Here is a 21,761-nt window from a genome sequence, read left to right as displayed (position 1 = left end):
TCACTCCACCGCCCAGGCGATGGCGGGCGGGTGCACCCGAGCGCAGATCGGCCCACCGGCGGCATCGGTCAACCCGAGCCGGCCGACCAGCGTTCCGTTGCCCTCGTGGGCGGCGCGCAGCAGTTCGGTCGGCACGTCGGTGAACATCAACTTGGCTCGTCGGAACATCGCGAAGCCGTCCTGGGTCACCGCGCCCCAGCTCAGATAGAGAAACCGCGCCCCGGGGCGGCCGTGCACCCAGGGGCCACCGACGTCGATCGCTCCGTCGATCTCGCGGCTGGACACCTCGAAGGACCAGGTGGCGCTTGCCGCGTCGGCCGGCACCTGATCGACCACCTCGGCCTTGCGCTGAACCGCGACGTGCACGTTGCCCCGCCGCAGCGCGTCGGCCTCCGCACCGGGACGCCGACCTGGGAGATCGCTGCCGTCGATCCGGATCCGCATTCCACCGACTCTAGTTAGTCGGCCGGTTGCTCGGCGGTGTCGTTCTCGCCGTACTCGCCGCGGATGGGCAGGTAGTAGGCGGGCAGGAACGCGGCGATGATGGCCACACCGGCGATCGGCACGAACGCGCCGACGAGGATGCCGGAGCCGATCCAGACCAGCGCGAGCGCGAACCGGCGGCCGATGGCTCGCGCGCCGACGGGACCGAGGCCGGGGTCCAGCAGTTTGGCCCGGCGGAGCTGCGCCCACACGATGTTGAAGAGGGCCGCCGCCGTCCACAGTGTGCCGCCGTAGACGACGACCGACGCACGCAGCCCCTGCTCCGCGCGCAGCGCCTCGGCGAGCAGTGACGTGGAGAACGGCAGGAACGCGATGACCATCAGGAGCAACGTGTTGAGGAACAGGACCCCTCGGTCGACGTGCCGGACGCGGTCGAACATGACGTGGTGATTCACCCACACCTGCCCGATGAGCAGGAAGCTCAGCGTGTACGCCAGGTACGACGGCCACAGCGCACCGAGCCCCTGGACGAGGCGCCCGAAGTCGTGGGGCGGTTGGATCTCCAGCACGAGGAGCGTCACGGCGATCGCGAAGACACCGTCGCTGAAGGCCAGCAAGCGGCCCGGGCTACGGGTCAGCCGTGAAGTTTCCCTTTTGGGAGGCACGAGGCGAATTATGCAATAGGTCAGCTTTCGTCATTGGCAGAGCGACGCCAGAACTGGCGTGGCGCGAACCCCTGCCCAGTAGTGCGCGCGGTCCGGATGCTCCGGTGCAAGCACCCTGGCCGTCCCAAACAGTTGGGCACCGCGGCTGCTGGCCAGTCCGACCACAACAGGTGCCGTCAAGATCGGCAGGGCGGCCCTACGCCGTCCTGCGCAGGTAGGTCTCGGCCAACTGGCGAAGGCGCGTCCGGTCGAAGCTGTCCCCGTGGCCGGGATGGACGACGGACACGTCGAGGTCGACGAGAAACTCCATGCTTCGCCGGTACGCGGTCACGTCGGAGTTCGGCAGATCGTCGATCAGGGCGCCCTCGTAGATGATGTCGCCCGAGTACAGGGTCCCGGTGTGTTCCTCCAGGAGGGCGATGCTCCCCGGCGTATGGCCGGGAAGGTGCAGCACGGTCAGCACCAGCCCGCCCAGGTCTACCCGGTCGCCGTCGTCGAGCAGGCGGCGCAGGGTCATGGGTGCGACGCGGTAGGCAGCCGGGTCGTAATCGGGATCGGGCAGGACATCGATCATGAGCTCCGGGACGGCTTCCCCGGCGGCGTCGATGCCCAGCTTGTCGAAGAGTTCCGCGCCGTACAGGCTCGCCGGTACGCCCGCCGCCAAGATCCCCGCCTCGGCGGGGTGGGCGGCCCGGTCCCCGAACTCCGACGCCCCACCGACGTGATCCAGGTGCGCGTGGGTGAGCACGACCAGCGGATCGCGCTCGAACAGGCCCGGAATCGCCTCCCGCAGGGCGACGACACCGAGCCCGGCGTCGATCACGATGTCCCGATCGTCACCCCGCAACCACCAGAAGTTCGCCGACAGCAGCTCGTTGACGTGCGGCTCCGAGATCCGGACGACGTCGCCGTCCACTTCGGCCCGCGAATACCAGTCGACCATGGCCGAGAGTGTGCCAGCGCGGCGACGCCTCTTCGACCCCGCGAATCACGATCCGTGGTTGTCACGATCGAGATGGAATCCGGCGGGCGCGAGGAGAAGTTAGATGATCAAGAAGAGACGGTCGGCGGGGTCCACCACCGCCGCCAGCACCGCGCCCGGCACGAGCGCCGGATCGTCCGTGCGGATCGTGTCCGCCTCGAACGGGGTGAACCCCGGCCCACTGATCCGCAGGCGGAGCTCCAGCCCGGGATTTTCGCCGTCCAGGTGGTTCGCCACCGCGAGAATCTCCGCTGTCGCGGCGACGCCAGCAGCGGCCAGCCGACGCGCGTCACCGCGCGAGCGGCCCACCACCCGCCAACCGAAGACGCCGAACCCGACACCGATGGCTGTCGCCAGGACGCCACCGACCAGCAGACCCCAGAAGTCGCTGGAGGATCGTGGTGGGTCCAGCGTCACGGCGGTGACGAGCAGGACCGGTCCGGGCAGGCAGATGCCGAGGAACACGAGTCGGCTGAGCAGCGCGCCGATCGGACCGACGCGCGCTTCCGCTTCGCAAGGGGTTGACTGCTGCTAACCCATGGGTCGTTACTAATGCTCACTAGTTGTCTATGGTGGGTGGCTTGAATTTGAAGGAGTGGGCGGCGGCTACTGGCATCTCGTACGCGACTGCACGGCGGCGTTACGAGTCGGGGACGTTGCCTGTTCCGGCGTATCGACTCGGTCGGTTGATCATGGTCGGTGAACCGTTGACCGGTGCGACCTGCGAGGCCGGGCAGACCGTCGTGTACGCGTGCGTGTCGTCGGCCGAGCAGAAGCCGGACCTGGACCGGCAGGTCGCCCGGGTCACCGTGTGGGCGACCGGGCGGCGCCTGGCTGTGGACCGGGTGGTGACCGAGGTCGGTTCGGCGTTCAACGGGCACCGCGAGAAGTTCGTCGCGTTGCTGCGCGACCCGGGCGTGTCGACGATCGTGGTCGAGCACAGGGACCGTTTCGCCCGTTTCGGCGCCGAGTACGTCGAGGCCGCCCTTGCCGCGCAGGGCCGCCGTCTCCTGGTGGTCGACCCGGCTGAGGTGGACGACGATCTCGTGCGTGACGTCACCGAGATTTTGACGTCGCTGTGCGCCCGCCTGTACGGCCGCCGCGCCGCCGCGAACCGTGCCCGGCGCGCGGTCGAGGCCGCCACCGAGGACCGGGCGTGAAGACGATCCAGGCGTACCGGTTCGCCCTCGACCTCACCCCGGGGCAGGAACGTGACGTGTTGGCGCACGCCGGGGCGGCCCGGGTGGCCCACAACTGGGCGTTGGCCAGGGTCAAGGCGGTCATGGATCAGCGGGCCGCTGAACGCACCTACGGCGTGTCGGAGGAGATGCTGACCCCGACGTTGTCGTGGACGCTGCCCGCGCTGCGTAAGGCGTGGAACGTCGCCAAGCCCGACGTCGCGCCGTGGTGGCGGGAGTGCTCGAAGGAGGCGTTCAACACCGGCCTCGACGCCCTCGCTCGCGCGTTGAAGAACTGGGCCGACTCGCGCTCGGGTAAGCGCGCCGGCCGGCCGGTCGGGTTCCCGGGGTTCAAGTCCCGCCGCCGCACCATCGCGTCCGTGCGGTTCACCACCGGGACGATCCGGGTCGAGTCCGACCGCAAGCATGTGGTGCTGCCCCGGCTGGGCCGGCTGAAGCTGCATGAGTCCGCCCGCAAGCTCGCCCGCCGCATCGACAACGGCACCGCCCGAATCATGTCCGCCTGCGTGCGACGTGACGGCGGCCGGTGGCACGTCGCTTTCTGCGTTCAGGTCGAGCGCCCCGAGCGGCTACCCGCCCGGCCGGGCGCGGTGCTCGGCGTCGACGTCGGCATAAGGCACCTAGCGGTGCTGTCAACCGGCGAGCTGATCGACAACCCGCGATACCTGACGACCGCGCAGCAGCGGATGCGGGCGCTCGGTCGGGCGCTGGCGCGCAAAACCGGCCCGGACCGGCGCACCGGCCGACGCGCCTCGAAGCGGTGGGAGCGAGCGGCAGCCCGGCTCGGCCGGGCGCATGCCCGGGTGGCGAACCTGCGCCGCGACGCACTGCACAAGCTCACCACCCGGCTGACCCGCGAATACGGCACGGTCGTAATCGAAGACCTCAACGTCACCGGGATGCTGCGCAACCGCAAGCTGGCCCGGCACATCGCCGACGCCGGGTTCGCCGAGATCCGCCGGCAACTGACCTACAAGACCGGGTGGAACGGCGGCCGGCTGATCCTGGCCGACCGCTGGTATCCCTCCTCCAAGACGTGCTCGGGCTGCGGCGCGGTGAAAACCAAACTCGCCCTGTCCGAGCGTGAATACCAGTGCGAATCGTGTGGCCTGGTCCTCGACCGGGACCTCAACGCCGCCTGCAACCTGGCCGCGCTCGCGGCTGACGCAACAACCGCCGGGAGTGGCCCGGCGCCTGGACGTGGAGCCGACCGCAAGACCCCGCTCGCGGGGCTGGTGGCATTGAAGCGTCAACCCGGCACCGCGCCAGCGGGTCAGACCGGGACCGTCTCACCGCAAGGCGAGACTGCCAATCGCGCGCTCGCCAGAGCGCACAGAGAGGCAACGGCACTCGTCACCCTCGCACAGTAGTGCAGCGGCCGGCTGGTTCACTCCTCCGTCCGGGCAGGGTCGGGGAGGGTGAATCCGTCCGCGCCGGCACGCGGGAACGCCCGATCCGCCGATCCGAACGAGTACGCCATGAAAGACTCGCTCGGCTGGCGGAAGGGGCGGGGATGCAACCAACCTGGCTCGTAGCGCTCTCGTGGGCTTCGCTCGCGGTCGGCGTCGTCAGCTTCGCGGTCGTGCTGGCCGACACCTATCTCCGCGGAAACCGTCAGCCGGTCCGGGTCATGGAGATCGTCTGGCTGGTGACCGTCCTCTACATCGGCCCGGCCGCTGTCCGCCTCTACTGGAACTGGGGCAGGCCCGAGGCGTTCTCTCAACGGCGGCAGGAGGATCAACCGCGACGGCCCCGCCGGGGCATCGTCGTCACCCACGTGTCCCGCTGCGGCGCGCACTGCGCTCTCGGGTTCATCGTCGCCGAGGTCGCCCTGTACGCCGTGAGATTCGACCCGGCCGAGGACCCGCTGTGGGTCGCCTACGCCGGCGACTACCTGACGGCGGTGACGATCGCCATGCTCTTCCGGTACTTCGCCGGGCCGGGTCGCAGCCTGACGAAGGTCTGGCACGCACTGTCGAGCGTCGGCAGGATGGAGCTGCTGACCATCACCGTGTTCGAGGTGGCGTTGTTCGTGTGGCTGACCCTCGCGCATCGGGTGGTCTTTCCGGAGCTACACCTGCAACCCGACAGCCCGACGTTCTGGTTCGCTGGTCAGCTCGGGCTGATAGCCGGCTTCGTCGCGGCCTGGCCCACCGCCTCCTGGCAGCTCGGCCGAAGGCTGAGGTTCGAGCCGCGCCGACTCCCCTACGACTGAACGAGCCCGGCCACCCCGACAAAAACAAGCGGCAAGGAGATCACTCTCCCTGCCACTTCTAACGTATACCGCACCTGGGGGCTTGCGGCAAGACCCCGGTCGTGGCGCAGAATCGGCGGCCGGACCAGCACAAACGAGGTAACGGGGGCGCGACGTGGGTGTGTTGTCGATGGACAGGGACCGCGGCGACCAGGCACCGCTGTTGGATCTTCGAGAGGTCGACGAGACGCAGGTGTCGGTCGTCGGCGGCAAGGCCGCGCACTTGGGCGCGCTGTCCCGGATCGACGGCATCCGGGTGCCGGCGGGGTTCTGCGTCACGACGGCCGCCTTCCGGCGGATCATGGCGCAGACGCCGTCGATCGACGATCGGCTCGATCAGCTGTCGCGCCTGAGCCCGGACGACCGGGAGGCGATTCGCACGCTCAGCGCGGAGATCCGCCGCAGCGTCGAGGAGACCCTGGTTCCGGGCGACCTGGCCGCCGCGATCACCGGCGCGCTCGCCCGGTTCGGCGAGCAGGCCGCCTACGCCGTGCGGTCCAGCGCGACGGCGGAGGACACGCCCACGGCGTCCTTCGCCGGTCAGCAGGACACCTACCTGAACGTGGTGGGGCCGGAGGCGATCCTGCGACACGTCAGCCGGTGCTGGGCGTCACTGTTCACCGAGCGGGCTGTCATCTACCGCCTGCGCAACGGCATCGACCACCGCACGGTTCAGATGGCTGTCGTCGTACAGCAGATGGTTTTTCCGGATGCCTCCGGCATCCTGTTCACGGCGGACCCGGTGACGGGCAACCGGAAGGTCGCGACAGTGGACGCCAGCTTCGGCCTCGGCGAGGCCCTGGTGTCCGGCCTGGTGAACCCGGACGTCTTCAGGGTGCGCGACGGCGAGGTCGTCGCCGGGACGGTGGCCGCGAAACAGCGTGCCGTCGCCGCGCTGCCCGGCGGCGGCACACGGGAAGTGGTGATCGACCCGGAGCGGCAGGAGCAGCCGGCGCTGACGCAGGCGCAGGTGGTGCGACTCGTGCGGCTCGGGCGACGGATCGAGGCGCACTTCGGCCGCCCGCAGGACATCGAGTGGTGCCTGGTCGACGACGACTTCCAGATCGTGCAGAGCCGGCCGATCACCACGCTGTTCCCCATCCCGGCGGCCGATGACCAGGAGAACCACGTCTACCTCTCGGTCGGTCACCAGCAGATGATGACCGACGCCATGCGGCCGTTGGGGCTCTCGATGTGGCAGCTGACCGCCATCGCCCCGATGCTGGCGGCCGGCGGGAGGTTGTTCGTCGACGCCACCCGACTGCTGGCCTCACCCACGAGCCGCGCCGGTTTCCTGAACATGGCGGGCAAGTCCGATCCGCTGATGAGGGACGCGCTGGAGACCCTGATCGACCGCGGGGACTTCGTTCCGACGCTCCCGGAGGGCGGCGGTCCCGCCCAGCTGACGACCGGCGGCGCGTCCACCTCGATCGAGACCGATCCGGCCATCGTCACCGAGCTGATCGAGCGCAGCGAGGCGTCCATCGCCGCCCTGCGGCGCGACATCGCGACGGTGACCGGTACGGCGCTGTTCGACTTCCTGCTGGAGGCCTTCCAGGAGCACAAGCGGGTCCTCGGTGATCCGCTGAACATGCAGGCGATCATGGCCGGCATGGAGGCCACCTGGTGGCTCAACGACCGGCTGCACGAGTGGCTGGGTGAGAAGAACGCCGCGGACACCCTCACCCTCTCCGCCCCCGGCAACGTCACGTCGGAGATGGGGCTGGCGCTGCTCGACGTCGCCGACGTGATCCGTCCGTATCCGGAGGTGGTGGCGTTCCTCCAGGACGTCGCCCAAGGCGGCGTCGCGCACGACGACTTCCTCGACGAGTTGCCGAAGGTCGCGGGCGGGGCCGAGGCACGCGCCGCCATCGAGGCGTACCTCGACCGGTACGGCATGCGCTGCGTCGGCGAGATCGACATCACCAGGCCGCGGTGGAGCGAACGCCCCGGCACCCTCGTGCCCGTGCTGCTGGACAACATCAAGCTCTTCGAGCCGGGCGCGGCCCGGCGGCGCTTCGAGCAGGGCCAACAGCAGGCGCAGCAGCAGGCGCACGAGGTGTTGACGCGCCTGCGGGCGCTGCCGGACGGGCAGCAGAAGGCCGACGAGACCGCACGGATGATCGACCGGGTGCGGACCTTCACCGGCTACCGGGAGTACCCGAAGTACGACATCATCAGCCGCTACTTCATCTACAAGCAGGCCCTGCTGGCAGAGGCCGAGCGCCTGGTGCGCGCCGGGGTGCTCACCGAGACCGAAGACGTCTTCTACCTCACGTTCCAGGAGTTCCACGAGGCCGCGCGCACGCACCGGGTGGACGACGAGCTGATCCGGCAGCGCCGCGACGCGTTCCGGTCGTACCAGGCGCTCACCCCGCCCCGGGTGCTGACCTCCGACGGCGAAGCGATCACCGGGGCGTACCGACGCGACGACGTGCCGGCCGGCGCCCTGGCCGGTGTGCCGGTGTCCTCCGGGACGGTCGAAGGACGCGCCCGCGTCATCCTGGACATGGCGCAGGCCGACCTCGAAGCCGGTGACATCCTCGTCACCGCCCACACGGACCCGAGCTGGACGCCCCTGTTCGTCGGTATCGCCGGGCTGGTGACGGAGGTCGGCGGGTTGATGACGCACGGCGCGGTGATCGCGAGGGAGTATGGCCTGCCGGCTGTCGTCAGCGTGCTCGACGCCACCCGGCTGATTCGCGACGGGCAGCGGATCCGCGTGCACGGCAGCGACGGATACGTCGAGATCCTGCCCTGACCGACGGCGCTACAGGAGGAACGACGATGGCGGTTTCGGTCCGACGGCTGGCGATCGTGGTGGCCACGGTGTCGACAGTGGTGTCGCTGGCGGGGTGCGGCAGCGGCGGCGAGGCGACCGAGGCGCGGACGACCCCGAGCCCGGAGGTGACGCTCGCCCCGTCGGCGGCCGCTGATCATGAGTTCCGGCGGCTGGAGGAGCAGTTCGGGGCGCGATTGGGGATCTACGCCGTCGACACGGGCACCGGCCGGACTGTGGAGTACCGCGCCGACGAGCGGTTCGCGTACGCCTCGACGTGGAAGGCCCTCGCTGCCGCCGAGGTGCTCGACGGCACCACCGACGCCCAGCTCGATCGCGTGGTGCGGTACTCGGCGCGGGACCTGGTGGCGCACTCCCCCGTCACCGAGAAGCACGTCGGCGAGGGCATGAGTCTGCGCGCCCTCGCCGACGCCGCCGTGCGCTACAGCGACAACACGGCCGGCAACCTGCTGTTGCGTCACCTCGGCGGGCCAGCGGGGTTCGAGTCGAAGCTGCGCGCGCTCGGCGACACGGTCACCGACGTCGCCCGCTACGAGACCGCGCTGAACGAGGGAACACCGGGCGACAAGCGGGACACCAGCACCGCGCGGGCCCTGGCCGGCGACCTCCGGGCGTACACCGTGGGGGTTGCCCTGCAACCGGCGGACCGTGACGTGCTGATCGGCTGGCTGCGAGGCAACACCACCGGCGCGGCGCTGGTCCGCGCCGGGGTGCCGGCCGGCTGGGTGGTCGGCGACAAGACCGGGACCGGCGGGTACGGCACCCGCAACGACATCGCGGTGATCTGGCCGCCCGACCGGGCCCCGATCGTGCTCGCCGTGCTGTCCAGCCGCGACAAGAAGGACGCCACCCCGGACGACGCGGTCATCGCCCAGGCCGCCCGCGTGGTCGTCGCCCAACTGGGAGCATGAGCCCGTCAGGTCGCGGCGCGGCTGTCGTACGCGGTCTGGTGGCGGCGGATCTCGGCGTGGTGGTCGGCGGACCAGGCCGCCAGGGCCAGGACGGTGGAGAGTAGCGACCTGCCCAGGTCGGTGAGGGCGTACTCGACGCGGGGCGGCACCTCGGGATACGACGTCCGGGTGACGAGGCCGGTGCGCTGGAGGTGTTTCAGGGTCAGCGTGAGCATGCGCTGGGAGATACCGGGGATCGCGTCGCCCAGGTCCGAGTAGCGGACAGGGCCGTCGGCGAGCGTGCCGATGATCAGCACGCTCCACTTGTCGCCGACGAGGTCCAGGACCTCGCGGATGAAGTCGGCGTCCTCGTCGTTCCAGTGCGCGCAGGGCCCCGGAGCGGCTCGGACGTTGCCCCGGACGTTGGTGCGTCTGCGCCGAAGATCTCCTGCGCTCATCCCCGCCACCCCTCCGCGTAGCCCGCGCTACGCACATGAATGTACCTTTTGTGGCCCTCCGATTCTGATGCATCATGGCGCTACGAACAAGAAGTGAGAATCACTGAGGAGCACCATGAAGATCGAGTTCTGGTCGGACATCGTCTGCCCGTACTGCGGGCTGATGGACCACCGGCTCCACCAGGCCCTGAACCGGCTCCCGTACGGCGATCAGGTGCGGGTGATCCACCGGTCGTTCCAGCTACACCCCGACCTGCCCCGCGCGGGGGTCAGTCAGCGGGAGTTGATCACGATGGCGGGGGCTCCCGCGACAACCGTCGACCGGGTCCTGCGGCCCATCGAGCGGGCGGCCGAGGCGGAGGGTCTGACGCCCTACCACGCGGTGGACCGCACGCTCGGGCCGACGGATTTCGCCCACGAACTGCTCGCCTACGCGACCGACCAGGGGCGCGGCGCCGAGACCTGGACGGCGATGTTCCGCGCGCACTTCGGGCAGGCCCGCAAGCTGTGGACCGTCGAGGAGGTGCTCCACTTCGCCGCCGAGGTGGGCCTGGACCACGACGAAGCCGCCGACGCCCTGCGAAGCCGCCGCTACCGGGCCCGCGTGGCGGCCGACCAGCGCGAGGCACAGCGCCTCGGGGCACGCGGCGCGCCGTTCCTCGTCTTCGACGGCCGCTTCGCCGTTCCCGGCGCGATCGGCCTCGACGACCTGCTCGCGGTCATCGACAAAGCGTGGGCCGAGAGCCACCCGACGCCGCAGCCGCTGCCGGTGATCAGCGACACCGAGGGCATGTGCGCCCCGGACGGGTGCGCGGTGCCCGACCGCACCACCTGAGGTCCCGTTGCCCGGCCGGTGGTATGAGATCGACTCGGGTTTCGTGAAGTCGAGGTGTCCTGGCTCCCGGGACACCCCGACTTCCGTGACCGCGAGTGGATCGCCCACCCGAGCCTGGTGACGATGCTCGTCGTGATCGCGGCGACGCTGGTCGGCACCGGCAGCCCGGCGTCGGCCGGCGCCACCGGCCCGTGGGTGATCCGGCCGTTCCGGGTCCCCTGCGGTCCCGCCCGACTCTGTGACGGGTTGCCCGTCGGTGGCACCATCGTTCTGGTGAACGTTCGTCGTTTGGCGGCCGTCGACATGTACGGCAGCCGAGGAACCACCCGCCGACGGCGGATCATTCTGGCCGAATTCCTCATCGGCGTAGTTGTCATGGTGACGTGGGGCGTCTGGCTGCTGTCGTCCTCGAACGACCTCGGCGGCCGAGCGTTCGGCCTGTGGCTGACCGGCGCAGGTCTCAACTACGCACCGCTGTCCACGTACGCGCTCATGCTGATGCGACCCGGTGCCCTCGACGCCGAACTGGCAGGCATCGACACCAACCGGGAACTGCGCCGCTACACAGTGCTCCAGCTGTGGGTCTTCGTGCCGCTCTCGCTCGTCGTCTTCACCATCCGCGACACACTGGCCAGGCGGAGGGCAGGGACGACAGCTCCTTGACCACCTGACCGCCGCCACGCCTCCCGCCGGGCCGCCGCCGTCTGTGATCGACCACGGTCGCCAACCCTTGCCCGCGCCCGGACCGCGTGCCCGCCCCGGGCACGGTCACGCCGCGACGGCGGCCCTGCCCACCGGAAACCGCACGCCGGTGAGGTCTTCCGAGACGGCCCAGAGACGTTGCTGCACGCTCACCTCGTAGGAGTCGGGGCTGGACGTGACCAGCTTCGGGTAGCCGCGCGCCTCGCCGAGACCGTCCGGGCCGTAGTACTGCCCGCCGAGGACGGACGGGTCGGTGGCGGCCCGCAGGGTGGGCAGCGCGCCCGCCGTCGCGGGCTGGGTGATCGCCGGGGCCAACCAGGTGAGCGGTCGACGGACGACCGCCGGGACGTTGCGGGGCAGTTCGGTGTTGGAGATGCCGGGGTGTGCGGCCACCGCGACGGTGGTGCCGTGCGCGGCGAGCCGACGCTGCAACTCGTAGGTGAACATCAGGTTGGCGAGCTTCGACTGGCCGTAGGCGGCGACCCGGCCGTAGGAACGTTCCCATTGCAGGTCGTCGAAGTGGATGGCGGCGCGGATGCGGTGGCCGTTGCTGCTGACCGTGACCACCCGGGAGCCGGGCACGGGCAGCAGCAGGTCGAGCAGCAGGCCGGTGAGCGCGAAGTGGCCCAGGTGGTTGGTGCCGAACTGCATCTCGAAGCCGTCGCGGGTGGTCCGCCTCGGGGTGTACATCACGCCGACGTTGTTGATCAGCAGGTCGATCCGCGGGTGGGTGGCGCGCAGGCCGGCCGCGGCGGCGCGCACCGATTCCAGCGAGGCCAGATCCAGTTCCCGTACGGAGACGTCGCCGTTGATCCGGGCGGCGGCCAGCCTGCCCTTCTCCGTGTCGCGCACGGCCAGCACGACCGATGCCCCGCGCTCGGCGAGCCGCCGGGCCGTCTCGAAGCCCAGCCCGGTGTTGGCGCCGGTGACCACTGCCACCCGGCCGTCCTGGCGCGGGATCTGCTGCTCGGTCCAGTTCATCTCAGGCTCCTTTAGGTACCGCCGGTAACTTATGCCTGAACGGTAAGGTACCGGCGGTACGCTGTCAAGGGACCGCCGGTACCTAAGCTAGGGTTGGCGTCATGACGTTCCAGCGGGCGCGCAGCGAGGAGCAGCGTGCGGTCCGGCGCCGGGCGATCCTGGAGACGACCTCGGCGATGCTCGACGAGATGCCGGTGGCCGAGGTGACCCTGAACGAGCTGAGCCGGCGGGTCGGCCTGGCCAAGACGGCCGTGCTGCGCTATTTCGAGTCCCGCGAGGCGATCCTGCTCGACCTGCTGGACGACCGGACGACGACCTGGCTGGCCGAGCTGGAGCAGGAGCTGGCCCACGGTGTCGACCTGAGCGGGTCCCCGCTGGAACGCGCGGAGCAGGTGGCAGACGTGCTCAGCCGGTCGCTCGCCGCCCAGACGGTGCTCTGCGATCTCTTCGGCGCGCAGGGCGGGGTGCTCGAGCACAACGTCTCGGTCGAGGTGGCCCGCCGGCACAAGCGGGCCGCACTGGGCAAGCTCGCGGCCATGGCCAGCCTCGTCCGGCGGCACCTGCCCGAGGTCGGCGACAACGCCGAACTGTTCTGCCTGAACACCTTGATCATGGGTGGCGCGCTGTCCGCCTACACGTCGCCGCCACCGAGCCTGCTCGCCGTCTACGAGTCCGAGCCGGCGCTCGCGGTCCACCATGTCGACCTACGGACAGCCCTGCGGGTCGCCATCATCACGTCGCTCGTGGGCATGCTGCCGCGCTCCTGAGTCGGAAGGCTCTCGAGGTTTGGCCGACGAGAACTTCGAGCACATCCGAGAGGGTCAGGTGTGAGTCCTCAAAGGAGTGAGGCCAGTGAAGCGACCTACTCTCGGCATACTCCTCGTGGTCTTGGGCACCATCATCGGGTACGTGCTCGCCAGCACTGTCGGTGAGCGCTATCCGGACGCGTTCGTGGGCACATCCGCCGTGATCATCATCCTGGTTCTGGCTGCCGTGCTCGTGCACCTGCTGCGTCGCCGGCGGCAGCAGCGGAATTGAGGAAGGCACGCAGGTTCGCAGGGGGAGGTTCACGATGCTGCGTCGTCAAGTAACAGGTGCACTGAGCCTTTCCGCGTAACGGGTCGTGGCGTTGGGTGATCAGGTGGTGCGGTTGTGCTCGACGTGCAGGAGTACGAGGGCCGCCGCGGTGATCCTGCCGATGTTCCAGGGGCACAGGCTGACGTTGCGTAGCGCTTTGAAGGTGGTCTTGAGCAGGGAGTTCCCACGTTGGCCAATGGCGCGGACGCCGTTGTGGGCCTTGTTGAACTGCCGCTGCACGTTGGTGCAGGTGCCGTTGCGCGGCTTCTTGAACGCGGTCGTGATCGTGTCGGCTTCGCCTTCGTAGCCGAGGTCGCCGAGAATCCGCCGCTGGTCGTTGGTCCAAGTGGTCAGCAGGGGCAGGATGTCGTGTTCGCGGAGGGCGGTCGTGTCGTGCTCCCGGCCGGGCCGTACTGGTGAGGTCCAAAGCGGCCACCCGTCCGGAGCGGTCACGACCTGCACGTTGCCACCATGGTTGTCGTGTTTGCCGGACCACCACAGATCCACTCCCGGCGTCGGTCCAGGGGTGCAGCACCGGTCGGTCTTGATCAGGGTCCCGTCGATGTTGACGTGGGCGTAGCCGGCCATCTTCGCCGCCAACAGCACCGACTCCAGGCCGGGCGCGTGCGCGGCGAGGACCCGGATGCCCTCGTGCAGGTAGGTGTAGCCGGCCGACGAACTGATCTGGTTGTCGCCGGCCAACTGCTTGACCCGAGTGCCGTCAAGGAACCAGCGGATCACCATAATCGCCTGCTTGAAGCAGCTCAGCGACCGCGTCCCGGTACGGGTCCCGAGTCGCCGCCGCTGCGTGTGCAGGAGCCCGGACAGGAACAACACGGTCTCCTCGCGTACCGACAGCTCGGCGGTGTACGTGACACTCATGGCGACGCAGGACCCCACCTGAAGTTGATCTGTGAGAGGACCACTTCATACCGGGGTTCTGGGTCTTTCCCTTGCACCGCAACAGGTCGGGCGTGTCCCCATCGACCGTCGAAGCAGCTACCCGCCCCACTAACACCGATACGCGGAGAGGGCTCGGTGTCCGCTCAGTTCTCGGTCCAGTGCACCAGGGAACAAGTTCACCTGGGAAGGTCACAGCCGCTGCGAGGGACGCCCAGGCGGCCACCGCGCCGCGCGGCCAGATCCTTCACCGGGGGCCCCGGCGCAGATCGACCACGTCAGCCGACGGAGTGAAGCCAGCCGAGGCATAGGTGGCCACGGCGCCGACGTTCGAGCACTCCACGCCCACATTCGCGCTGGACGCCCCCATGTCGCGAAGGGCCGCGGCGGCGGCAAGCGTGATCGCTGTGCCGTAACCATGGCCTCGGTGACCGCGGTGGACGCCCAACGGTTCCAGCAGTCCCGGCCGCCCGGGGCCGGCTGACCACACGGCCGCCACCGCCACGGCGTCGTCGTTCTCGTCGAACGCGGCGAGGCTGCGTGCGTCACCGTAGAACGGGCCACGAGCCATGGCGAGCCAGCGTCCGAGAAATCGGCGTCGGTCGGCATCGGTGAAGGTCGAGCCGCGGAACGCGGACCAGTGGACAGCGACCCACACCTCTGCGCGATCGGGCTTGATCGTCTCGATGCGCAAACCGCACTCCTGGACCGGGTTCGAGAGGGTGCGGTGAAACGTTGTCCACGGCTCGTCCCGTTCCCAGCCCCGCTTCAGCAGCAACTGGGTGAGGAGGTCGGCCCGCCGAGCTTCGACGGTCGCGCCGTCGAGAGCCAGGACACCGCGTGCCGGGTCGTCCAGATCGGCGACGAGCCGGTGGGTCAGTGCCTCGTCATCGCGCCAGTGGGGAGCGACGGCCATGCGCACCAGTCGGGGGCCGTCCAGCAGCCCGATCGCGAGAACCTCCCCGTCTCGCGACCACACCCGGAGGGCAGCGGCTGTAGCCTCGGCACCATTCAGCGAGTGCCAGCCGAGGTCGCCGGAATGAAGCTGCAGGGGCCCCCCGTCGTACTGCCACCGCTTGAGCGCATCGACCGCTGGCGACATTTCCTCAACGCTCGGGGTGCTCAGAATTATGCTCATTGGTGCACCCAACCCAAGGAAGCGGCCTGGCGCGATCGATTTACAGGAAGACGGCACCCTCGTCACGGTCCGCCGGATGAGGCACTCCGCAACGTTGCCAGCGCGGGGTGTCAGGCTTGTCCGGTACGCATCGTACGCGCCCGAGACGCCGCTGGAGCGCTGCTTGCTGCCACAGCGACAACACCAGGCGATCCCCGTCGGGGCGCACAGTCACTCTCAGTGGTCAGGTCATTGCGCGAAAAGGCTCACTGGTCGTACTCGCATTCTTCGTGTTGATCGCCGCGGCACAGTTCGCCTGGCCGGAGGTCCAACCGATCTTCCGGTACCTGGCCGGCGGATTGATCGCGGTTGGGCTGCTCCTCGTGGCCGTGGGCTTTGTGCTCAGAGAAAGACGGCGACGCTCTGACGGCTGACAGTGGACGGGCTACGGCCACACCTCGTGGCACCTGGGTCAGTGCGAAACTCGCTGGTCGTGGGGCTGATTGCGGTCTACCGTGGCCCGCCGTGCTCTCAAACGAACAGATGATCGGGCAGGCCCTGGACCGGATCGAGGCGGGGTACGTCTTTCCTGGGAAGGTCGCGGACCTCGACGCCGCGATCCGGCGCCGTCTCGCGGCGGGCGAGTACGACAACCTGGACGGGCCGGCGCTCGGCGAGTCGGTAACCGCTCACCTGCAGGAGGTGTGCCCGGACAAGCATCTGCGGCTGCTGTGGTCGGACCAGCCGCAGTCGCTGGATCCAGCGGACGAAGACGGCGGGCGGGCCGCGTTCCTCGCGCTGCTCAGGGCGGAGAACCAGGGGATCCGCCGGGCTGAGCACCTGAACGGCAACGTCGGGCTCATCGACGTGCGGCGCATCGCGTACGCGAACGAAGGCGCCGCCGCGATCGGTGCGGCCATGCAACTGGTCGCCCTCAGCTCCGCGCTCATCCTGGACCTGCGCGCCTGCTCCGGCGGAACACCGGAGGGAGCCGCGATGTGGTGCAGCTACTTCTTCCGCGACGACCAGGTGCACCTCAACGACTTCTACGAGCGGTCCACCGGCGCGACCCGCCAGTTCTGGACGACCGTGCACCTGCCCGCGCCGCGCTACACCGACCGCCCGGTCCACGTGCTCACCAGCGCGGTGACGTTCTCCGGGGGCGAAGACGTGGCGTACACCCTTCGGGCGCACGGCCGGGCCGTCGTCGTCGGTGAGACGACGCGCGGCGGCGCGCATCCGACGGCCCGCCACCCGGTCACCGAACACATCCTCGTGACCGTACCGACCGCCCGGACCATCAACAGCGTCACCGGCACCAACTGGGAGGGCGTCGGAGTGGTCCCCGACGTACCCGTCCCGGCGGACCAGGCACTCGACACGGCACTCACTGCCATCTCGGGCGCATAGAGCGCGGCTGCGTCGGCGGCCGTCGCTGGGCCGCCGGCGGCAGCAGCGGGATTGAGGCCGTGGACCACGCCTGTCGCCGGACCGCCGCGCGCATGGTCTACCCGACGTCGACGGTGGCGCGCCGCCGTACGACGGGGCGCCGCTGCTGCCGGACGGTGCGCAGGCCAAAGTAGGCGACCGCACCAGAAGCCAGGTACAGCAGGGCCTGCACGTTGAGCACGAGTACGTCGCCGAGCAGGCCGTGTCAGGTCGTTGCCATTCCTCGGGTGGCCAGCTCGCTGAGCGACGCGACGCCGTTGTCGCCGAGCGCCGCCCGAGCCACGGCGGGCTTGCCCAGCTCGAACACCTCGACGAGGAGCGTCGGCGATCCGGACCGGCGGCGAATCCCGTCGATCTCCTGCCGGTCAGGGTTGAACGGCAACGCCGACCATTGGTTGGCGGTCTCCTGCCAGTCGGACGAGACGGCCGCGACCAGGCCGTCCAGCAGGGCCGCGTAATTCTCCGGGCTGATCGCCCGACCCAACCCGTACCGTTCGCGCAGAGCGAGAATCTCTGGCGTGGGCTTTTTGGAGGAGTAGCTGTCGTTGATTCCGAGCCACCAGTGGGCGAAGTAGGTGCCCTGGTAGCCCTGGGCAAGGTAGCGCGACCCGTCGTGGTGCACCTCGATGATGAAGTTGTGCACCTGCGGGAACTGGCAGTCGAGCAGCAGGACGGTAGCGGTGCCGACCGGCTTGACGAGCAACGCCTTCTTGAGCGCGTCGCCGCCGCCACTCCCGTAGGTCTCGCGCGACACGCTGGCCGGCTTTCCGCCTGCGGCGTGCAACAGCTCGCGAATCTGGAACGCCGCCATCCCGCAGTTCGCCCACCTGCGGCTCTCGTCGCGCAACGCGATCTGCGGGTCGCCGGTCTTGCCCGTACTCCCCAGCGCCGCCTTGAGCTTGACCACCTCGTCGTCGTCGACGGCCTGGTCACGACGCCGCTGACTGTTGTCGGTCTTAAGGGCGGGGTCGCTCCGTGCGTATCTGGTCGCGACGGTGATGGCTTCGGCCCACGTACCGAAGCTCTGACCCGGCTTCAGCACGCTCTCCGACCAGGTCACCAAGGCACCGATCACCTCTCCCCGAAGGTCGGTGGGCAGGAGCGGTTCGATCCTGGTCAGGATGTCGCGGCACGCCTTCGCGTCGGTGTCCATGTTGGGGATCTGACCGTTCGGTGGGTAGGCGTCCTTTTCCTCCGCGATGATCAGCATCTGAACTCTCCAACCTCCTCTGTGTACTGATCGCCCTGATGGCGAGCCGGCTTCCAGGTTGGACCCTGCGTGAGCGACTGGACGCCCAACGTCGGACTTCCGTCGGATCGCGCTTTCGCCGCTCGCCGCGCTCGATCTTCGTGGTGATCGCTGTAGCGGTATCCGTCTGGTTGCGAAGCCACCAACACGTCGGCAAGTGGGCGGCGGGCTCATCGCGGCCGACAGCAAACCCTGCCGAAGGTTATGAGACGCCCGGTCACCGCCCCTGGCGGGCGGTCTCGCCAGGGAGGGATCGCGGGTACCGGAGGGCGCTCAGCAGGGCGGTGACGCCAGCAGCCACCAGCAAGATCCTCACCACGTGGAACACCACCGCGTCGCCCGTGGAGTCCGGCGGGAAGATGTCCTTGACGAGCAGGCCGACGCCCAGTCCCAGCCCCAGGCAGGCATGCATCGCGGCCCGCAGGCGTGGAAGGGGCTGTCGGCGGCCGAAGATCCGGGGTACGGCCGTGCCCCCACGGCTCCTGACCAGCAGCACGGCGGCCATGGCCAGGTTGGCCGCTGCGCACACGACGGCCAAGACCACGTCCACGGGTTCCATGGGGCCGAACGCTAGCGCACCCATGCCCGCCAGTGACTGCCAGCTCCGATGCCTGCTCGCGGAAACACTGTGGCACAGCAACTCCTGCCCTAATCTATGGGTGTCGATTGCTGCCTCCAGCTCCATCGAGGAGAGGAATCCCGATCGTGAACGTCGGTAGCCGAACCCTTCCGCGACTCCTCTCCTTCCTGCTGGCCGTCGTACTCACCACCGGCCTGTCCCTGCTCGGCGCCGCGCCGGCGGCGGCCGGGCAGACCGGCATGCGAGCCGCCGACCCCAGCGTGATCCGCGTCGGCGGCACCTACATCTCCGTCCAGTCGGTCAACGGCGGGATCGCCGTGCGGCAGGCGGCCTCTCCCGACGCGCTGGCCGCCGCACCCGCGCGGCAGGTCTGGACGGACAGCCGCAACCTCGGTGAGGTCTGGGCCCCGGAGATCGTCACTGATGGCGGCCGCTACTACATCTACTTCTCGGCCGGGCGCGGCACCGCCCACCGCATGTACGCGATCCACTCGGCGTCACCGGTCAGCGGCTACACGGCCGAGCGGCAGCTCGGGCTGCCCGACGGCAAATGGGCCATCGACGGCAGCCTGTTCACCTTCAACGGGCAGCGGTGGTTCGTCTGGTCGGGTTGGGCCGGGGACACCAACGTCGAACAGAACATCTACCTCAGCCGGATGAGCGACCCGCTCACCCCGACCGGTGGCCGGTACATCATTTCCCAGCCCCGCGAGAGCTGGGAGCGCGTCGTCGGCAACCCGTTCATCAACGAGTCACCCGAGGCGATCAAGGACCCTGACGGGCAGCTCCACATCGTCTACTCCGCCAACGGCAGCTGGAGCGACCAGTACTGCCTCGCCGACCTGCGGCTGCGCGCCGGCGGCGACCCGACGTACGTGTGGGACTGGTACAAGTCGAACGGCTGCCTGTTCGGCTCGAACCGGGCCACCATGATGGCCGGCTGGGATCCCACCCTGTACGTGAACGGGCCTGGTCACCACAGCTTCGTGCTGCTCAACGGCGACATCGCCACCAGCCCACCCGCAGGGCCGAGGTTCCCGCTGATGTACCACGGGGTGCCCAAGGGCACCGCGTACTCCTGGGCGAACCGCTACTGGTACACCGGCACCTTCTGCTGGTGGGGCAACACCACCTACCGCCGCGCCAACGTGCCCGGCCCGACGTCCGACACCGGATTCAGCATCAAGTTCTTCGAGTGATATCGATGGTTATCGTCTAGCCTTGGCGTCTCTCCTGTCGCCCGAGGCCCTTTCCGGGTGCCGCCGCGGTTCCGTGTTGCCGACCAGTGGTGAGAGATCGACTCGGGTTCCGTGAAGTCGGGGCGTCTACGGAGCCGGGACACCCCGACTTCCCTAAAGGCGAGTGGATCGTGGGCGGCGCGCGTGTCAGCTGGGCGGCGGCGGACACTCCAGGACCACGATGGAGTTTCCGGCGAACAGTCCCAGGTGCGGGTGCCCGGAGAAGATCTCGACTGCCTCGTCGTGCGAGTCCGCTTCCACAATCGTGTAGGCGATCAGGGCGTCGGTGAAGTCCTCGACACCTCGCGCCGTGACCCGCTTCTTCGCGTACAAGGGAGCACCGGGGTCGACGATGGCCTTCTCGTTGGCCTGCGCCCATGACGCCCAGGCGTTCATGAACTCGGCCTGCTGCTGCTCGGTGAGTTCGGCCTTGTCGGCCTCGTCAGCGGCGCCGTTGAAGAGCGCCAGGAACCTGCCCACCCCGTGCATCTTAGTGGCCGCCTGCGCTGGCCGCCGAGTCACAATCACGACCCCGGCTGAAATACCAGGTCGTTGACACCTCAACAGAAGGGGTACTTTCCGTCACAGGCGAGACACTCTCCGCTTCCGTGCCCATCGGGCATCGTGAATGCATGAAGCTACGCATGCTCCTGATCGCGGCCTTCGCGGCCCTCATCGCCACGCTGGCAGTGCCGTCGTCCGCCACCGCAGGCCCGGCTGACCAACCGGTCGTCAGCGTCGCGGCGCAACCGGCCAACCCGGCCAACGCGATCGCCTCCGACAACCCGAACGCCGGCATCAGCGGCGTCTCGTCCCAGGCTGTCGGCCCCTGCCCCTACACCGCCACCTGCGTCTACACCGACACCTACTTCGGCGGACGCATGTTCGTGCTGTACCAGTGTCGGTGGTACTCGCTCACCAACTGGAACGGCTGGGGTTCCATCTACAACAACCAGACCTGGGGCGCCTGGGCCGACATCATGGACCAGAACCGCAACCCGATCCGCGGCTTCAGCTCTGGAGTCGCCTGGGAGGCTGTCGACTTCTCGCCGGTCTGGTACATCCGGATGTGCTGATCCGCTTGCCGCGGGCGGGAGTCGGGGTCACCCGCTCCCGCCGCTGGGCACCCGGCAAGCAACACCCTTCGACCGCGGCGGGACCTCTTCGGGTCCCGCCGCGGTTTCGCATTCCCGGCCGGCGGCGAGATCGACCCAGGCCTCTTCCAACCGAGCGCACCTTAGGAAAATTAAGATCAGACTCTTGGAAGTTGAGGATTCTTAAGATACAACTTAAGGTATGACAGGACAGGCGATGGACTGGCAGGACCTGACCAGCCTGACGCGAGGGCAGCCTTTCGTCGTCGAGCGGGTGCGCCTGGCGAGCAACGGCGTCGCGATCGAGGGCGAGTTTGAGCCACCGCAACTGGCTCAGCTCAACGTCGATGATCAGGTGTTCGTCACGGCGTTCGTGCGCTGCCACGGTTCGATCAAGGAGATGGAACGCATCTTCGGGGTGAGCTACCCGACGATCAAGTCACGACTCAACCGGATCACGCAGATGCTCGACTTCGTCGAGACCGACCCGGCGCCTTCGCGAGCCGACGTCATCGACCGGCTGCGCCGCGGTGAGATCACCGCACAGCAGGCGTTGGCCGAGCTGGGCGGCCCGACGTGATGCCGCAGTTGGTGACCGTCAAGGTCAACCGCCCGGACCGCCGACCCGTCCGCGTCTGGGTTCCGGTGCTCCCCGTGGCGCTCGTGCTCTTCCCGGTCGTGGTCCTGGTCGTGCTGGCGGCGATCGTGGCCTGCGTCGTGTTCCGCATTGGTGTGGTGCGGGCACTCGGCGCCGCTTGGCGTGTCATCTCCGCGCTGCCCGGCGCCCGCTTCGACATCGAGCAGGGCCGCACGGCCGTGCTCGTGGCTATCCGATAGGAGAGGTTCG

25 protein-coding genes and 1 pseudogene are annotated in these 21,761 nt (G+C 69.1%); 14 read left to right on the top strand and 12 right to left on the bottom strand.

Going from position 1 to position 21,761, the window contains the following annotated elements; translation table 11 throughout:
- The 5 genes and pseudogenes from GA0070561_RS30265 to GA0070561_RS30250 form a co-directional block, all read right to left on the bottom strand.
- Window positions 1-444 (bottom strand): DUF5990 family protein, encoded by a 444-nt coding sequence (locus GA0070561_RS30265; protein ID WP_091408269.1) that lies wholly within the window; start codon window positions 442-444, stop codon window positions 1-3.
- Window positions 445-458: 14 nt separating this feature from the next.
- Window positions 459-1,061: a TMEM175 family protein gene (locus tag GA0070561_RS30260; protein WP_244166496.1), complete on the bottom strand. Its 603-nt coding sequence runs from the start codon at window positions 1,059-1,061 to the stop codon at window positions 459-461.
- A 111-nt stretch (window positions 1,062-1,172) separates the two neighbouring features.
- Window positions 1,173-1,274 (bottom strand): annotated as a pseudogene (locus tag GA0070561_RS34415) (pyridoxamine 5'-phosphate oxidase family protein); the annotation flags it as partial.
- Between the two features lie 31 nt (window positions 1,275-1,305).
- Entirely contained in the window at window positions 1,306-2,052 is a 747-nt protein-coding gene (locus tag GA0070561_RS30255; protein ID WP_091408266.1) for an MBL fold metallo-hydrolase, read from the bottom strand.
- A 99-nt stretch (window positions 2,053-2,151) separates the two neighbouring features.
- Window positions 2,152-2,556 carry a hypothetical protein gene (locus GA0070561_RS30250; RefSeq protein ID WP_091408264.1) on the bottom strand — a complete coding sequence of 135 codons (405 nt, stop codon included), beginning with the start codon at window positions 2,554-2,556 and terminating at the stop codon, window positions 2,152-2,154.
- A 116-nt stretch (window positions 2,557-2,672) separates the two neighbouring features.
- Between GA0070561_RS30250 and GA0070561_RS30245 the strand changes: the two genes are divergently transcribed.
- The 5 genes from GA0070561_RS30245 (at window position 2,673) to bla (ending at window position 9,255) form a co-directional block, all read left to right on the top strand.
- A complete protein-coding gene (locus tag GA0070561_RS30245) occupies window positions 2,673-3,251 on the top strand; it encodes an IS607 family transposase (RefSeq protein WP_091408832.1) in 579 nt (192 codons plus the stop codon).
- A complete protein-coding gene (tnpB, locus tag GA0070561_RS30240; RefSeq protein WP_091408262.1) occupies window positions 3,248-4,660 on the top strand; it encodes an IS607 family element RNA-guided endonuclease TnpB in 1,413 nt (470 codons plus the stop codon). Before GA0070561_RS30245 ends, tnpB begins: the two co-directional genes overlap by 4 nt.
- A 143-nt stretch (window positions 4,661-4,803) precedes the next feature.
- A complete protein-coding gene (locus tag GA0070561_RS30235; RefSeq protein WP_091408259.1) occupies window positions 4,804-5,505 on the top strand; it encodes a DUF4396 domain-containing protein in 702 nt (233 codons plus the stop codon).
- A gap of 169 nt (window positions 5,506-5,674) precedes the next feature.
- Window positions 5,675-8,305, top strand: a complete 2,631-nt coding sequence (rph, locus tag GA0070561_RS30230) for a rifamycin-inactivating phosphotransferase (protein ID WP_091408257.1) — start codon at window positions 5,675-5,677, stop codon at window positions 8,303-8,305.
- A gap of 26 nt (window positions 8,306-8,331) precedes the next feature.
- The gene (bla, locus tag GA0070561_RS30225; RefSeq protein WP_091408255.1) at window positions 8,332-9,255 is read left to right on the top strand and encodes a class A beta-lactamase; all 924 of its coding nucleotides are present in this window, start codon (window positions 8,332-8,334) and stop codon (window positions 9,253-9,255) included.
- A gap of 5 nt (window positions 9,256-9,260) precedes the next feature.
- Here the strand turns inward: bla and GA0070561_RS30220 are convergent, their stop codons facing one another.
- The gene (locus GA0070561_RS30220; protein ID WP_091408252.1) at window positions 9,261-9,692 is read right to left on the bottom strand and encodes a winged helix-turn-helix transcriptional regulator; all 432 of its coding nucleotides are present in this window, start codon (window positions 9,690-9,692) and stop codon (window positions 9,261-9,263) included.
- 115 nt (window positions 9,693-9,807) lie between these two features.
- Between GA0070561_RS30220 and GA0070561_RS30215 the strand changes: the two genes are divergently transcribed.
- A complete protein-coding gene (locus GA0070561_RS30215; RefSeq protein ID WP_091408250.1) occupies window positions 9,808-10,527 on the top strand; it encodes a DsbA family oxidoreductase in 720 nt (239 codons plus the stop codon).
- 54 nt (window positions 10,528-10,581) lie between these two features.
- Window positions 10,582-11,190 (top strand): hypothetical protein, encoded by a 609-nt coding sequence (locus GA0070561_RS30210; protein WP_091408247.1) that lies wholly within the window; start codon window positions 10,582-10,584, stop codon window positions 11,188-11,190.
- A 105-nt stretch (window positions 11,191-11,295) separates the two neighbouring features.
- Here GA0070561_RS30210 and GA0070561_RS30205 read toward each other — a convergent pair whose 3' ends face one another.
- Window positions 11,296-12,210, bottom strand: coding sequence for an SDR family NAD(P)-dependent oxidoreductase (locus tag GA0070561_RS30205; protein ID WP_091408244.1), 915 nt, complete (start codon window positions 12,208-12,210; stop codon window positions 11,296-11,298).
- Between the two features lie 101 nt (window positions 12,211-12,311).
- Here GA0070561_RS30205 and GA0070561_RS30200 point away from each other — a divergent pair, with 101 nt between their 5' ends.
- Complete coding sequence (locus GA0070561_RS30200; RefSeq protein ID WP_091408241.1) at window positions 12,312-12,977, top strand: TetR/AcrR family transcriptional regulator; 666 nt, start codon at window positions 12,312-12,314, stop codon at window positions 12,975-12,977.
- An 85-nt stretch (window positions 12,978-13,062) separates the two neighbouring features.
- Window positions 13,063-13,248 (top strand): hypothetical protein, encoded by a 186-nt coding sequence (locus tag GA0070561_RS33370; protein WP_141710498.1) that lies wholly within the window; start codon window positions 13,063-13,065, stop codon window positions 13,246-13,248.
- 99 nt (window positions 13,249-13,347) lie between these two features.
- On the opposite strand, the gene GA0070561_RS30195 is transcribed toward GA0070561_RS33370, so the two are convergent.
- On the bottom strand, window positions 13,348-14,169 hold the full coding sequence (locus GA0070561_RS30195; RefSeq protein WP_091408238.1) for an HARBI1 family protein: 822 nt from the start codon (window positions 14,167-14,169) through the stop codon (window positions 13,348-13,350).
- Between the two features lie 265 nt (window positions 14,170-14,434).
- Window positions 14,435-15,325 (bottom strand): GNAT family N-acetyltransferase, encoded by an 891-nt coding sequence (locus tag GA0070561_RS30190; RefSeq protein WP_091408236.1) that lies wholly within the window; start codon window positions 15,323-15,325, stop codon window positions 14,435-14,437.
- Between the two features lie 504 nt (window positions 15,326-15,829).
- Here GA0070561_RS30190 and GA0070561_RS30185 point away from each other — a divergent pair.
- On the top strand, window positions 15,830-16,714 hold the full coding sequence (locus tag GA0070561_RS30185) for a S41 family peptidase (protein WP_091408233.1): 885 nt from the start codon (window positions 15,830-15,832) through the stop codon (window positions 16,712-16,714).
- 244 nt (window positions 16,715-16,958) lie between these two features.
- On the opposite strand, the gene GA0070561_RS30180 is transcribed toward GA0070561_RS30185, so the two are convergent.
- Both GA0070561_RS30180 and GA0070561_RS30175 read right to left on the bottom strand, forming a co-directional pair.
- Complete coding sequence (locus tag GA0070561_RS30180; protein WP_091408230.1) at window positions 16,959-17,963, bottom strand: hypothetical protein; 1,005 nt, start codon at window positions 17,961-17,963, stop codon at window positions 16,959-16,961.
- Between the two features lie 256 nt (window positions 17,964-18,219).
- Window positions 18,220-18,561: a hypothetical protein gene (locus tag GA0070561_RS30175; protein WP_141710497.1), complete on the bottom strand. Its 342-nt coding sequence runs from the start codon at window positions 18,559-18,561 to the stop codon at window positions 18,220-18,222.
- 146 nt (window positions 18,562-18,707) lie between these two features.
- Here GA0070561_RS30175 and GA0070561_RS30170 point away from each other — a divergent pair, with 146 nt between their 5' ends.
- Window positions 18,708-19,781: a glycoside hydrolase family 43 protein gene (locus tag GA0070561_RS30170; protein ID WP_244166495.1), complete on the top strand. Its 1,074-nt coding sequence runs from the start codon at window positions 18,708-18,710 to the stop codon at window positions 19,779-19,781.
- Window positions 19,782-19,967: 186 nt separating this feature from the next.
- Here GA0070561_RS30170 and GA0070561_RS30165 read toward each other — a convergent pair whose 3' ends face one another.
- Window positions 19,968-20,300 (bottom strand): YciI family protein, encoded by a 333-nt coding sequence (locus GA0070561_RS30165; RefSeq protein WP_091408825.1) that lies wholly within the window; start codon window positions 20,298-20,300, stop codon window positions 19,968-19,970.
- 152 nt (window positions 20,301-20,452) lie between these two features.
- Between GA0070561_RS30165 and GA0070561_RS30160 the strand changes: the two genes are divergently transcribed.
- From GA0070561_RS30160 to GA0070561_RS30150, 3 genes are all read left to right on the top strand, one after another.
- A complete protein-coding gene (locus GA0070561_RS30160; RefSeq protein ID WP_091408225.1) occupies window positions 20,453-20,896 on the top strand; it encodes a hypothetical protein in 444 nt (147 codons plus the stop codon).
- Window positions 20,897-21,116: 220 nt separating this feature from the next.
- Window positions 21,117-21,494, top strand: coding sequence for a DUF2089 domain-containing protein (locus GA0070561_RS30155; RefSeq protein ID WP_208603887.1), 378 nt, complete (start codon window positions 21,117-21,119; stop codon window positions 21,492-21,494).
- Window positions 21,494-21,751: a hypothetical protein gene (locus GA0070561_RS30150; RefSeq protein ID WP_091408220.1), complete on the top strand. Its 258-nt coding sequence runs from the start codon at window positions 21,494-21,496 to the stop codon at window positions 21,749-21,751. Before GA0070561_RS30155 ends, GA0070561_RS30150 begins: the two co-directional genes overlap by 1 nt.
- Window positions 21,752-21,761 lie beyond the last annotated feature (10 nt).

The sequence above is a fragment of the Micromonospora saelicesensis genome, assembly GCF_900091575.1.
GTDB classification, from domain to species: Bacteria; Actinomycetota; Actinomycetes; order Mycobacteriales; family Micromonosporaceae; genus Micromonospora; species Micromonospora saelicesensis.
The sequence above is the reverse complement of the archived record's forward strand: the minus strand, read 5'-3'. Positions and strand labels throughout refer to the sequence as shown.